The sequence below is a fragment of the Synechococcus sp. RS9907 genome (assembly GCF_014279615.1).
Classification (GTDB): Bacteria; Cyanobacteriota; Cyanobacteriia; order PCC-6307; family Cyanobiaceae; genus Parasynechococcus.
Genome location: NZ_CP047944.1, coordinates 1,588,989 through 1,601,127 on the forward strand (window position 1 = coordinate 1,588,989; position 12,139 = coordinate 1,601,127).

Genomic DNA, 12,139 nt, shown 5'->3' on the forward strand with positions numbered 1-12,139 from the left:
AGGTTGTGCAAACCATTCAGTGCTGCATCTGATTGAGGAATCTGCGGCTGCGTTCCTCCCTGGCATTGCTGAAAAACGTCTCTGGATCCGATGTCTCCACCACCTGGCCCCGATCCATAAACATCACCCGATCCGCCACCTCACGGGCAAAACCCAGTTCGTGGGTGACCACCACCATCGTCATGCCGCCTTTGGCCAACTGGCGCATCGCATCCAACACCTCCTTCACCCGCTCGGGATCCAAGGCACTGGTGGGCTCGTCGAACAGCATCACCTCAGGATCCAGGGCCAGAGCCCGGGCGATCGCCACCCGCTGCTGCTGACCACCACTGAGCTGCGACGGGTACTTGTAGGCCTGCTCGCGAATGCCCATCTGGTCAAGGAGATCCATCGCCCGCTGCTCGGCAGCCGCCTTGGCACGCTGTTGCACCTTGATCGGGGCAAGGGTGATGTTGTCGAGGATGGAAAGGTGAGGGAAAAGATTGAACTGCTGAAACACCATCCCCACGCGCTTGCGGATCTCCCGCACCTGACGTTCCCCATGGGTGGCGTCCAAGGGAACCCCGAGCACATCCAAGGCTCCGCCATCCAGCGACTCCAGACCGTTGAACGTACGAATCAGCGTGCTCTTGCCGGAGCCGGAAGGCCCCATCACCACCAGCACTTCGCCGCTGTTCACCTCAAGGGTGACGCCATCGAGAGCTCGAACCCCTTGGGAATAGCTCTTGACCAGATCAGTGGCACGAATGGCGACAGTCATGAAGCGGAGCGGGCAGGGTCAAGCTGAACTTCCAGGTGGCGGGCCAGCAGTGCCATGGCGGTACACGCCAGCCAGTAAACCGCAGCAAGCCAGAGGTAGACCTCCAGATAGCGGCCGATGAAAGCCGGATTCGCCAAGAGGCTGCGGCTGATGCCGAGCAATTCCACCAAGCCGAGAATCGCCATCAGGCTTGTGTTTTGCAGCAGACCCACCGCCTGATTGGTGAGCGATGGAAGTGCAATCCGCAGCGCCTGCGGCAGCACCACCAATTGCAGCGATTGACGTGGCGACAGCCCCAGCACGGCTGCAGCCTCCCGCTGGGTGGGCGGAATCGCCTGCAATCCACCGCGAACATCCTCTGCGATGTAGGCCGCTGCAAACAAGGCGAAGGCCACAACCGCCCGCAGAACCCGATTGATCTCAAGGCCTGGCGGCAGGAACAACGGGATCAACAGTTGCCCAAAGAACAGAACCGCAATCAACGGCACAGCCCGCATCAACTCGATGTAAGCGGCGCTGCTCCAACGCAGCACCGGCAGCTCACTGCGCCGGCCGAGAGCCAGGAGGATCCCCAACGGAAGTGCCAAAGCACCACTGCCTCCCGTGAGCAGCAGCGTGAGCGTCAAACCACCCCAACTGCGTGTCCCCACCGGCAGCAGGCCCAAACCTCCGGCCAACAGCCAGAGCCCCAGTGGTGCCATCGCGATCCAGACCAACGGCAACCAACGGCGAACCCAGCCACGCTTCGGACCAGTGAGGGTCAGCAGCGTCAGCGTGATCAGTGCTGCCATCCACAGCAACGGACGCCAGCGTTGATCTGCAGGGAAACTGCCCACCGCATACAGCGGGAGATTGGTGGTCACCACAGACCAGTCGGCTGCCACCAGCAGCCAATGCAGCATGGACCAGCCAGCCCATCCGAGCAGAGCCAGCAGCAGCAGGGTGATCCCACGATCCAACCAACGGTTCATCAGCGGCTCCTGCTCAGACGACCCAGCACGGCACGGTTGAAGGCAGCCATGCCGCCGCTGATCAACAAATTCAGCAGCAGAAAGCTGAGCAACAGCAGCAGGAAGCCCTCAATGGCGCGGCCGGTCTGGGTGATGGTGGTGTCACTGACGGCATAGAGATCGGCGTAGCCCACGGCAATGGCCAGGGTGCTGTTCTTGGCGAGATTGAGGTACTGGCTGGTGAGCGCAGGAAGAATCGCCGGCAGGGCCTGAGGCAACACAATCCGCCGCAGCCCAAGCCCTTCCCCAAGCCCAAGGCTGCGGAAGGCCTCCCACTGGCCCCGCGGCACCGCGTTGATGCCACCGCGCACGATCTCGGCAATCGATGCACCCGTGAACACCGTGAGTCCCACAAGAACCGCACAAAATTCAACGCTGAGGTTCAGGCCCAACAGCTGAATGCCCTGATTCGAAAGCCGGATCAACCCACCGATCGGCACCGAGGGAAGGCCAAGGAAGGCCACGAAATACCAGAACAGCAACTGCAGCAGCAGAGGAATCTGACGAATCAAGGCCACGTAGCTTCCGGCCAGGCTGCGCAGCAGACGGTTGTTGCTACCGCGGGCTGCGCCGGCAGCCACCCCCAGGCCGGTGGCCAAGACCAGGCCAGCCGTGATCACCTTGAGGCTGTTCAGCCAACCGATGGTCAGAGCCCAGAGGTAACTATCGGATGGGGCATAGGGGAGAGCGGTTTCCGCCAGAGCAAAACCAGCGGGTCGGCCCAGCCAGCCAAAACCCAGTCCCAAGCCCGTCCGAATCAGGTTGACCGCCAGATTGTTGACCAGCAGAGCCAGAAGGCCGATCAGAAGGGCGGCGACACCAACCTGAACCAGGAGACGACGCTGCCGCATCAGGTGAACGGTGGGGAAATCATCAAACCACCTTCACCGGCCAGGCGGTTCGCCCCCCGGGGTATCGCCACGGCACTGTCCGGTCCGAGATGGCGGTTGTAGATCTCGCCGTAATTACCTGTGGCACGGATCACCTGAACGACAAAGTCATCGGCGAGTCCGAGTTTGCGACCCAGGCCTGGGTCCACCCCCAGGAAACGCCGCAGAGCGGTCTGGGAGGGATCGGCTGCGGCTTGTTTCACCACCGCATCCACATTGGCTTGGCTGATGCCCCGTTCCTCGGCTTCGATCAGAGCGTTGATTACCCAGGTCATCGCATCACCCATGGGCTGATCTCCCCCCACCACTGCTGGAGCCAGGGGCTCCTTGCTGATCCGGTCGTCGAGGATCTGATGCGCCTGGGGATCACTGAACCCTGAGCGTGCCGCCGCCAGTTGCGAGCGATCAGACGTCATGGCTGCGCAGCGCCCCTGGAGGTAGCCGCCCACCACCTGATTGAGATCTTGATATTTGATCGGTGTGTAGGGAAGCCCCTCGGAGGCGAAGGCGTCGTTGAGGTTTTGCTCGGTTGTGGTGCCTGATCCCACGCAAATAGCCTTGCCGCTTAAGTCAGCCAGCGAACGCACTCCGCTGGCGGCATTCACCATCAAGCCCTGTCCGTCGTGGAACACCACAGGCCCAAAGCGCAAACCATTGCCCCCCACCGCATCGCGGCTGAGGGTGTGGGTGGTGTTGCGAGACAAAAGATCGATCTCACCCGATCGCAAGGCCGTGAACCGCTCGGGCGCAGTTAAGGGCCGGTATTGAATCTTCTCGGCATCACCAACGAAAGCAGCAGCCATGGCACGGCAGATGTCGACATCCAGGCCGGTGTAACGCCCATCAGGACTGAGAAAACTGAAGCCTGGAATCTTGCCGCTCACCCCGCAAAGCAACTCGCCTCGCGCTTTGACCAGATCCAGACGCGAGCCAGCTGCACTGTCCAGTGACGCGCAGGACGCCAGGAACGAGGACAACCCCGCCAACGCAACGATCAGAACACGCGAACTGGATCGGAACATCAGCGTTGGTACGGATCGGGTGGGATTGTCCCAGATCCCGAGCACATCCCCCACATCCGACCTACGTTCACGCCAATCAGCCTGGCTGCAATGAAGGTCTGGGCCCCCCTTTTGGCCGGACTGATCGCTGGAAGCACGACTTCCGCTGCTGTCGCGTGGGACGAGCACGACCGTGGTACTTACAACAACAAAATGGAGCTGTTGGGCTTTCTTCTAGAGAGTGCTCAGCAACGGGCCGGACGTGATGTTCAGACCCTTTGCCTGTTGATGAGCATCAGCAACGACGTCACCGAGCGGTACGTGGAGACCAACCCTGAGGACGTGCAGATCCAGCAGCGGCTCATGGCGATGCGCCAAGACCTCAGGGCCTGTCTTGCAGACCAAGCTGAGGCTCATGCATGGGCTGATTCCTGACCGCCGATCCGCTCGAACAGATCAAGACTTTCCTCGTTCAGGCCAATCACGCTGACCACAGATCCACCGCTGCGGTACTTGCGAATGACCTGATCCAGCGCAGCCACGCCGCTCTGGTCCCAGATGTGGGCTTGGGAGAGGTCAACCGTGATGCGCTCGGGATGGTCGTGAAGATCGAATCCTTGGAGGAAATACACCTTGCTCACAAAAAACAGCTGCCCCCGCACCCGGTACAACCGCTCCTGATCGCTGATCTCGACGGCCTCCACCTGAATCACCTTGGCCACCTTGCGGCTGAACAGAATTCCTGCCAGCGCCACGCCGGCCAACACGCCAAGGGCGAGGTTGTGCGGGGTGGTGAGCATCGTGACGGCAAAGGTCATCAACATCACCGAGGTGTCGCTCTTGGGGATGCGACGCAGGTTGCGCAGACCGTTGATGTCAGCCGTGCTGACAGCGATGCTGATCATCACGGCCACCAGAGCCGCCATCGGAATTTGCTTGAGCCAGGGCCCGGCCAGCAGGATCATCGCCAGCAGGCTCACCCCCGAGAACAGGGTGGACAGTCGCGTGCGGCCGCCGTTGTCCACATTCATCACGGACTGACCCACCAGGGCACAGCCGGCCATGCCACCGAACAGGGAGGAAACGATGTTGGCGATGCCTTGCCCCCGGGCCTCAACGTTTTTGTTGGTGGTGGTGTCGGTCTTGTCGTCGAGGATGTCCTGGGTCAGGAAGGTTTCCATCAGACCCACAAGGGAGATGGCCAAGGCGGTGGGGAGCACCAAGCCAAGGGTGTCCAAGCTGAAGGGAACGCCCCCTTCACCGAAGGGAAGGCTGAAGGAAGGCAGACCTGAAGGAAGGGTGCCGAGGCTGCTGACCGTGGGGATGTCGAAGCTGAATCCCACGCTGATCGCGGTCAACACGATGATGGCCACCAGCTGTGAAGGCACCACCCGGGTGATCCGGGGAAGGCCATAGATGATCACCAGGCCCAGCAGGACCAAGCCCCAGACAACGGGGATCTGGCCGCCGTGGGGGAGCAACGATGAGGCCCCATGGTCACCATCTCCAGCGTGAAGGTTGAGACCGAGCTGGGGCAGCTGGGCCTGAAAAATCAGCAAAGCCAGCGCATTAACGAAGCCGCTCAGCACCCCTTGGGGGACAAAGCGCATCTGATAGGCAAGACGCAGATACCCCCAGAGGATCTGCAGCAGACCCGTCACCAGCCCCGCCACCATCAGGTACTGGACCCCCAGGCCTGGCCCCCGAGCCTCGCCGGTGGCCACAAGACCTGTCATCAACAGGGCCGTGGAGCCCGTGGCTGAGGTGATCATGGCCATGCGACCACCCACGACGGCGATGGTCAGCGACAGGCAGAAGGCTCCGAACAGGCCCACTTTGGGGTCCACCCCAGCAATCCCCGAGAAGGCGATGGCCTCGGGAATCATCGCGAAAGCCACCACCAGACCCGAGAGCAGATCTTTGCTGGGGTTGGCCAACCACTGATTCACCAGGGTTGGGCTGGATCGTTTGGCCATCAAAGGATGCCGATTAGGGGCGACCGTAAATCAGAGCGGCGGCAGGGTGCCTGCTGGATCCAAGCGCTGTTTCAGCTTTCGCAACTCGGGCAACCAGGAGCCGAACGCCGCCTCCAACTCCTTGTGATGAAAGGGCAGATGGTCATGAAACTGCGCCAGATGCACACCAGGGCAGACCGACTGAAGGACCTGCCAGACCTCCTCCAACCAAGCAAGGCTGCGCCTCTGACCCGAAGCATCTCCCGGAGTCCAGGCGGCGGTGATCCAGGGCTTCCACTCGGCCGTGCGGTGCACGAACGAGCTGGCCTCCACGGCAACCTGTTGCGTCGCCGCCCCCAGCTGCTGACAGGCCAGGCTGCAGAAGGGATGAGGACGATGCTGCAGCAAACGGCATAAATCCGGCATCACGGCCTTCCAGAGCTCAGCAGCGGCCGGCCCCAGCAAGCCAACCACCTCCGTGTGAGATCGCGAAGGCATCGGGGTTGATCCCCGCAAGGGTGGGAGCTGGTGCAACCCTTCAATCTTCTGTGCACCGGCCCATGGGGAATCGGCAATCCGGAGCAACTGCACCGCGTCAGCCCTCTCCCAATGCCACTGCAGGCTGGTGCTGGCGTTTGACGCTTCGGCCCTGAGCATGAGCTCAGGCAGTTGATCCGGCAACACCACGCACTGCTCCACCCACAGCGGCAGGAGCGGCTGGGTGGCCATGCGCAGCGCACTCACCACCCCCAGAAACGGGGCTGCACCGCAGAGGCCTCTCCACTCCAGCGAACCAGCATCGGCAGCCCGAGACAGGGCAAAGGGGCTGCCATCTCCCCAGACCCCATGGATCTCGAGCACTTGATCTACAGCAAGCCCCACCTGCCGGCTCAGCGGTCCCATGCCACCCGTGAGCACATAGCCAAGCCCAGGCAGACCCGACAAACCAGCCGCCACGGTTCGGCCATAGGGAAGCAAGGCCTCCAGCACGCCTCCCATGCGGCAGCCCGCGTCAATCCAGACCGACTGATCCGCGGGTTGCCACTCCACACGTTGGAAATGGGTTTGCAGATCCAGGGTCCAGTGGTCGGCCACGGCGGCCCGAGATGTGGTGCCCCCGCCACAGAGACGCAGCGGCCGTGGACCGGACCAGTTCTGAACCAAAGCCGCCAACTCCGCTGGTCGAGGGGAGACCAGACCGGATCGCCTCGCATCAGCCGCCTGCGCATTGAAGAAAACGGGACGGTCTGAATCCATTGCGATGCGACCGATATCGTCAAACCATTGGAACAGCAGAGCGACCTTTTGGCCGAACAGCACGCGGAAACCGGCAACGAGCGTCTTGGCGTTCTGATCTGCGGCCACGGGAGTCGCAACCGACTGGCCGTTGAGGAGTTCGCCCAGATGGTGGACGCCCTGAGGCCTCGGCTGGCCCCGATGCCGGTGGAACACGGCTACCTGGAATTTGCCCGCCCCATCCTTCGGGATGGTCTTGAAGCGCTCCGCGAGAAAGGCGTCACCAAGGTGCTGGCCATTCCCGCCATGCTTTTCGCAGCGGGGCATGCCAAGAACGACATCCCCTCCGTTCTGAACACGTACACGGCCGAAACGGGGTTACCGATCGATTACGGCCGGGAGCTGGGGGTGGACCGGTTGATGGTGTCGGCTGCCGGGGCTCGCGTTCAGGAGTGCCTGAATGCCGCTGAGCACGACGTTCCCCTGGCCGAAACTCTCTTGGTGGTGGTGGGTCGAGGCTCCTCGGATCCAGACGCCAACTCCAACGTGGCCAAGGTGACGCGGCTGCTGGTGGAAGGATTTGGTTTCGGCTGGGGAGAAACGGTGTATTCCGGTGTGACCTTCCCCCTGGTGGAACCGGGGCTGCGTCACGCCGTGAAACTGGGCTTCCGCCGGGTGGTGGTGGTGCCCTATTTCCTCTTTTCAGGGGTTCTGGTGAGCCGAATCCGCCAACACACCGAGCTTGTGGCTGCCGATCACCCCGAGGTGGAGTTTCTCTCTGCGGGCTATCTGGGCGACCACACCCTGGTGGTGGACACCTTCAAAGAACGGGTCGAGGAGGTGCTGCGGGGGGACACCGCCATGAACTGCTCGCTCTGCAAGTACCGCGCCCAGGTGCTGGGCTTCGAACAGGACGTGGGACGCGCCCAGGAAAGCCACCACCACCATGTGGAAGGCCTTGCGGACAGCTGCACGCTTTGCGAACTGGAGTGCACGGGTGCCTGCCAACTCGACGGCATCCCGATTGGCCATGACCACAGCCACTCTTCAGATCACAGCCATGGCTCAGATCACAGCCATGGCTCGGACCACAACCACGACCACCATCACCCCCCGTACCCCCATGCCGACCATCCGCTTGGACCTACCACGTTGAAACGCAATAACGGGATCCCTAAGGATTGATTCCATGGATCCAAAGAGAACCTGCGGCTGGCTTGTCGCCAATGACACGGTTCTCGAAAGCGACAGCAGCGACGGAGCAAAGATCAGGTTTTCTTATCAAAATTGCTGCGCCAGGTTTCACCCCCTTTTTCCACATAAAAAAACGTCGTTTTCCACAGGCTGAAGTTGGCTCGCCGGCTGCAACGGTCAACCTGTGAATTTCCGAGGGAATCGCACCACCGGGTTGACAGACCGTCTATTCGGCCTAGAGCAACCGCACCTCGTCAATTCCCGCACTCCCAAACCCAGTCACAGACTGCTGTCTCATCTCGTCTCAGCCGCAATTCAACAAATGGCGACGGCTTTGACGCAAGCGCCGGTGATGTGGCTTTCTTGGTGGGCGTTGGACAGGGACAAGCTGGACGGAATGGATCGAAATCACCTCGAGCGATGCCATGAAATGGGAACCACGGAGCGCGGGACTGCTTCAAAAGCCAGCTACGTGAGTCTTGAGACGGAAATTCCCGAGGTGCTCTATCGAGGTATGAAGGATTTCATCGGGGAGCACCCCACCTGGGACCAATACCGCGTAATGAGTTCTGCTCTTGCCCACTTCCTGTTTCAGAACGGCTGTGACGACCGCGCCGTGACCGAGCGGTATCTCGACGATCTGTTCATCCGCCCCGACCACTGAGGGCCAGCAGGCAGGCCCGACGGCTCAGGGCCATCATCGTGAGCGTTGGGCTCTGCCAGGCCGACGTCGGCCAACAGGCGCCATCCACCACAAGAACGTTGGGCGCACGCCAAAGACGGTTGGAGGAATCAACGACGCTGCTGGTCTCTCTTCTCCCCATCGCAGCCCCTCCCACCTCATGGATGTAATACCCCGGGGGGGCTGCACCTTCAGAAAGAGCGACAGCACCCTCCAGGAAAGGTTCAACCAAGGGGAGGTGAAAGAGGTCTTTGATCGATTTGGCTTCGCCTCCGGCGGCGGCAATGCAGGCCTGGATCGAGGCGCGCATGTGCCTCACCATGGCCAGTTCATTGCTGCTCCAACGGCAGGCAATCGAGGGAACACGCACGCCCCAGCGATCCATGCGCTCACTCAGGGTCACCCTGTTGTCAGCCCTGGGAAGAACTTCGCCGTGACCTATCAGGAACCCGGTGATGCTTGAAGGGCGACGCCGTAACCATCGCGGCGGATCAAACCGTCCAATGCCACCCCAGAGGCCATAGCCGCCCTGAAAATCAGCCGATGGCAGGTGTCGGCCAAACGGAACAAAAAAGCTTCCAGCCCCCGTGAGCATGGGCTGATCCCCCTGAACATTCTCGGGGAAGGCAAAAAACTGCGATGTGGAGACATGATCCATCAAGCGTGTGCCCAGTCGTCCTGAAGGGTCGTCCAGACCGTTGCTCTGTTCGCCACGAAGGGAGCGCAACAGGATGGAGACGGTCTGAATCGTGGAAGCGGCCAGGACCACGAGATCCGCCTTCAACTCCCTGCGGTTGCCATTGGATTGGTCAACGGCAACAACACCGATGGCTTTGTCTCCGCCGGCATCCATCAAGAGATGCTCCACCAGATGCGCAGAGAGCAGCTGGGTGCGTCCTGTGGCCATGGCGCGAGGAAGGCTGCTGCCGCGACTGCTGGAGCGGGGCCAGGCGGGATCTTCTCCCTGCGGCGCCGGACCAAACCCCCTCGAGGGGATCACGGGATAGCCCAACCGTTGCTGCACAGCTTCAGCAAAACGCTGTTCCGCCGGCGTCGCCGCCAGAGCCGGTTGCGTTTCACCGTCCGGCAGATGCTGCAAACCATCGCGCCCACCACGAACGCCCAGCCAGCGCTCCAGTTCGGCGTAGTGCGGTTTCAGCTCACCGCTGCGCAACGGCCAACGGACCTGTTCACCCTCCACATCCACACCGGCCAGATCTTCATCCGAGAGACGCAGGGTGATGCCACCCCAGGTGAGGCTGCGCCCGCCAACCTGCAGGCCTCGCGTCCACAGAAACGGCTGATCCGCCGGGTGCTCGTAGGGATGCAGGCGCTCATCGGCATACAGACGAGGGTTGGCTTTCCAGTAGCCGGGATGCTGGGACTGCTGGCGATGGCTGCCGCTGGTCAGGCCCACAATCCGACGCAGCAGATTTCCCGGTTCAGCCCCGAAGGCTTGCGTGCTGTTGAGGTCAGGTCCTGCCTCCACCACAAGCACCCGAGCTCCTGCTTCAGCCAGGGTCATGGCGGCCACGCCGCCACTCGCTCCCGAGCCAACAACAATGGCGTCCCAGGGGCCATCGCAGTTCATGGAGCGACTGCTCATGGAGGTACGACAGACAAAAAAAAATCTCCCGAAAGGGAGATTATTTATTCAATCAGAGTTGGTGGCGGGGGGGAGATTTGAACTCCCGACCTTCGGGTTATGAGCCCGGTACCACCCTTGAAGACCCCTCGTCCCCACTGGGCTATTCACTTTTACTCACCCACCATACTCACCCAGACGCTCTCCATCCCCATCTCCTCGGGACCTTTGTCAAGAGGGTTCCGAAATTTGTCAAGAGGGGTCCGAACAAGGAAAAGAGAGCCCATTCGTGTCATCGAGCCAGGTCAACGTTCGCCGAAACACTGTTACTAACGCCATGGATCATGACGATGGCGACGATCACTCACCACACCGCGTTGGGCTCTGAACCACCTGGGCCCGATCCGGGTCCTCTTACTTATTGATTGAGCGAAAACGAGGGGCGGAACTCTGAGGTGATCACCTGGCAGCGATGGAACCCCTCCTTGGCATCATCATTCCCACCGTTCTCGGGTGGGGCGCCTTCACCTGGCGCCGGTCCGAGCACGCCGTGAGCCTGGCCCAGAGAGCAGCCGCCCAGAGCGACAGGCTTGAACTCAAGGTCGCCGAGCTGTATCTGACGAAAAAAGACTTCGAGCTGGCAATGGAGCGTCTCTTCTCCACGCTGCACCGCTTCGAGGAAAAGCTGGACTTCCACGTCTATGAGCAGGAGCGCCACCTGCAGAGCATGCGGAAACGACTCCACCAGAACGAGGACTTCTGATCGGAACCCTGGGGAGATCTGAGCCTCCCCTGCTGTGGCCTGCTTCTCTTCTGCTGCTGTCGAGCTGATCAAGAGCTTCGAAGGATTTTCTGCCTCGGCCTATCCCGATCCGGGAACCGGTGGAGAACCGTGGACGATCGGCCATGGCCGAGCCCATGGGGTGAAGCCCTGGGATGTGATCACGGTTGAACGGGCCGAGGAGATGCTGGTCGAGGACCTCGAGGCAGCGGTGGCCGCTCTGGACCTGGTGGAGGTCGAGCTGCCGCAGTCGGTGCTTGATGCGCTGACCTCCTTCGTGTTCAACATCGGAGAAGCCGCCTTCGCGGCCAGCAGCCTGCTGAGGCGGCTCAACGCGGGCGAGCCGATCGGGTCGGTGCTCGAACAGGAGCTGCCCCGATGGAACAAGGGCGGCAACGGCGTGCTTCCGGGTCTTGTTCGCCGGCGCGCCGCTGAATTGAAGCTGGCGCTGTCCGGGCTGGAGCACCGGCCCGCAGCCAGCACGGGCCGGATCCTCAACGTGCGCGCCCAACACCAACACGACAACGGAGCGGAGGGATACCGGCAATGCTTCACCTCCTCGTGCGCCATGCTTCTCGACACCCTGCAGCCGGGTGTTCTCTCCGAGATCAATGGCGATCTCGACTACCTGCTGGCGGTTGAGCGCTACGGCGACACCACCGACCCCCAGGCCCAGGTGCAGGCCTTGCGCTCCTTCGGGGTCGTGTGCGACTTCATCACCACCGGCTGCTTCGCGCTGATCGAGCAGCAGATCACCAGGGGCTTTCCCGTCCCGGTCGGCTGGCTGCACCACGGCCACGTTTCTGCTCCATCGGGCGGCGGCCACTGGTCGACCGTGATCGGCTTCGAGGAGGACCAACTGGTGGTCCATGACCCCAATGGAGAGGCAGCACTGATTCCCGGCGGTTATGTCAGCAACGCGGTCGGCAGCGGAGCCGGCGTTCGCTACAGCCGCCGCAACTTCGGCCCCAGGTGGATGGTCGAGGGGGCGAACAGCGGCTGGATGATCCTGGCGAAGGGATCGGAATCATGAACGGAATGATCT

The 12,139-nt window shown here is 61.8% G+C and carries 13 protein-coding genes; 6 read left to right on the forward strand and 7 right to left on the reverse strand.

Translation table 11 applies throughout. The features are described 5' to 3' along the window. Window positions 1-16: 16 nt before the first annotated feature. Genes SynRS9907_RS08810 through SynRS9907_RS08825 form a run of 4 tightly spaced genes read right to left on the reverse strand, consistent with a single transcriptional unit; the run spans window position 17 to window position 3,682 of the window. Window positions 17-760 carry an amino acid ABC transporter ATP-binding protein gene (locus SynRS9907_RS08810; RefSeq protein WP_188020711.1) on the reverse strand — a complete coding sequence of 248 codons (744 nt, stop codon included), beginning with the start codon at window positions 758-760 and terminating at the stop codon, window positions 17-19. After that, window positions 757-1,731 (reverse strand): amino acid ABC transporter permease, encoded by a 975-nt coding sequence (locus SynRS9907_RS08815; protein ID WP_188020712.1) that lies wholly within the window; start codon window positions 1,729-1,731, stop codon window positions 757-759. The genes SynRS9907_RS08810 and SynRS9907_RS08815 overlap by 4 nt, the downstream gene beginning before the upstream one ends. Further along, window positions 1,731-2,621, reverse strand: a complete 891-nt coding sequence (locus SynRS9907_RS08820; protein ID WP_188020713.1) for an ABC transporter permease subunit — start codon at window positions 2,619-2,621, stop codon at window positions 1,731-1,733. The genes SynRS9907_RS08815 and SynRS9907_RS08820 overlap by 1 nt, the downstream gene beginning before the upstream one ends. Beyond that, window positions 2,621-3,682 carry an amino acid ABC transporter substrate-binding protein gene (locus SynRS9907_RS08825; protein ID WP_188020714.1) on the reverse strand — a complete coding sequence of 354 codons (1,062 nt, stop codon included), beginning with the start codon at window positions 3,680-3,682 and terminating at the stop codon, window positions 2,621-2,623. Before SynRS9907_RS08825 ends, SynRS9907_RS08820 begins: the two co-directional genes overlap by 1 nt. 90 nt (window positions 3,683-3,772) lie before the next feature. Here SynRS9907_RS08825 and SynRS9907_RS08830 point away from each other — a divergent pair, with 90 nt between their 5' ends. Continuing rightward, window positions 3,773-4,096, forward strand: coding sequence for a hypothetical protein (locus SynRS9907_RS08830; protein ID WP_188020715.1), 324 nt, complete (start codon window positions 3,773-3,775; stop codon window positions 4,094-4,096). On the opposite strand, the gene SynRS9907_RS08835 is transcribed toward SynRS9907_RS08830, so the two are convergent. After that, entirely contained in the window at window positions 4,075-5,637 is a 1,563-nt protein-coding gene (locus SynRS9907_RS08835) for a SulP family inorganic anion transporter (RefSeq protein WP_188020716.1), read from the reverse strand. The genes SynRS9907_RS08830 and SynRS9907_RS08835 overlap by 22 nt on opposite strands. 30 nt (window positions 5,638-5,667) lie before the next feature. After that, window positions 5,668-6,981: an FAD-binding oxidoreductase gene (locus SynRS9907_RS08840; protein ID WP_255445846.1), complete on the reverse strand. Its 1,314-nt coding sequence runs from the start codon at window positions 6,979-6,981 to the stop codon at window positions 5,668-5,670. On the opposite strand from SynRS9907_RS08840, the gene SynRS9907_RS08845 reads away from it, so the two are divergent. The 3 genes from SynRS9907_RS08845 to SynRS9907_RS08855 all read left to right on the forward strand — a co-directional run bounded on the left by SynRS9907_RS08845 (window position 6,922) and on the right by SynRS9907_RS08855 (window position 8,710). Continuing rightward, window positions 6,922-8,037, forward strand: a complete 1,116-nt coding sequence (locus tag SynRS9907_RS08845; RefSeq protein WP_188020717.1) for a sirohydrochlorin chelatase — start codon at window positions 6,922-6,924, stop codon at window positions 8,035-8,037. The genes SynRS9907_RS08840 and SynRS9907_RS08845 overlap by 60 nt on opposite strands. Before the next feature lie 41 nt (window positions 8,038-8,078). Next, on the forward strand, window positions 8,079-8,234 hold the full coding sequence (locus SynRS9907_RS08850; RefSeq protein ID WP_188020718.1) for a hypothetical protein: 156 nt from the start codon (window positions 8,079-8,081) through the stop codon (window positions 8,232-8,234). 209 nt (window positions 8,235-8,443) lie between these two features. Next, a complete protein-coding gene (locus tag SynRS9907_RS08855; protein WP_115081922.1) occupies window positions 8,444-8,710 on the forward strand; it encodes a DUF2811 domain-containing protein in 267 nt (88 codons plus the stop codon). Here SynRS9907_RS08855 and SynRS9907_RS08860 read toward each other — a convergent pair. Next, window positions 8,691-10,334, reverse strand: a complete 1,644-nt coding sequence (locus SynRS9907_RS08860; RefSeq protein WP_188020719.1) for a GMC oxidoreductase — start codon at window positions 10,332-10,334, stop codon at window positions 8,691-8,693. The two genes, SynRS9907_RS08855 and SynRS9907_RS08860, sit on opposite strands and share 20 nt — an antisense overlap. Window positions 10,335-10,785: 451 nt before the next feature. Here SynRS9907_RS08860 and SynRS9907_RS08865 point away from each other — a divergent pair, with 451 nt between their 5' ends. Together SynRS9907_RS08865 and SynRS9907_RS08870 are read left to right on the forward strand one after the other, a co-directional pair. Next, window positions 10,786-11,076, forward strand: coding sequence for a hypothetical protein (locus SynRS9907_RS08865; protein ID WP_188020720.1), 291 nt, complete (start codon window positions 10,786-10,788; stop codon window positions 11,074-11,076). Between the two features lie 34 nt (window positions 11,077-11,110). Further along, window positions 11,111-12,127: a glycoside hydrolase family protein gene (locus tag SynRS9907_RS08870; protein WP_188020721.1), complete on the forward strand. Its 1,017-nt coding sequence runs from the start codon at window positions 11,111-11,113 to the stop codon at window positions 12,125-12,127. The last annotated feature ends 12 nt before the right edge of the window (window positions 12,128-12,139 follow it).

Excerpts from the sequence above, each read along its gene's own strand:
- SynRS9907_RS08855 (WP_115081922.1), top strand. The coding sequence starts at position 8,444 with ATGGATCGAAATCACCTCGAGCGATGCCATGAAATGGGAACCACGGAG.
- SynRS9907_RS08810 (WP_188020711.1), bottom strand. The coding sequence starts at position 760 with ATGACTGTCGCCATTCGTGCCACTGATCTGGTCAAGAGCTATTCCCAA.
- SynRS9907_RS08815 (WP_188020712.1), bottom strand. The coding sequence starts at position 1,731 with ATGAACCGTTGGTTGGATCGTGGGATCACCCTGCTGCTGCTGGCTCTG.
- SynRS9907_RS08830 (WP_188020715.1), top strand. The coding sequence starts at position 3,773 with ATGAAGGTCTGGGCCCCCCTTTTGGCCGGACTGATCGCTGGAAGCACG.
- SynRS9907_RS08825 (WP_188020714.1), bottom strand. The coding sequence starts at position 3,682 with ATGTTCCGATCCAGTTCGCGTGTTCTGATCGTTGCGTTGGCGGGGTTG.
- SynRS9907_RS08835 (WP_188020716.1), bottom strand. The coding sequence starts at position 5,637 with ATGGCCAAACGATCCAGCCCAACCCTGGTGAATCAGTGGTTGGCCAAC.
- SynRS9907_RS08860 (WP_188020719.1), bottom strand. The coding sequence starts at position 10,334 with ATGAGCAGTCGCTCCATGAACTGCGATGGCCCCTGGGACGCCATTGTT.
- SynRS9907_RS08865 (WP_188020720.1), top strand. The coding sequence starts at position 10,786 with ATGGAACCCCTCCTTGGCATCATCATTCCCACCGTTCTCGGGTGGGGC.
- SynRS9907_RS08820 (WP_188020713.1), bottom strand. The coding sequence starts at position 2,621 with ATGCGGCAGCGTCGTCTCCTGGTTCAGGTTGGTGTCGCCGCCCTTCTG.
- SynRS9907_RS08850 (WP_188020718.1), top strand. The coding sequence starts at position 8,079 with ATGACACGGTTCTCGAAAGCGACAGCAGCGACGGAGCAAAGATCAGGT.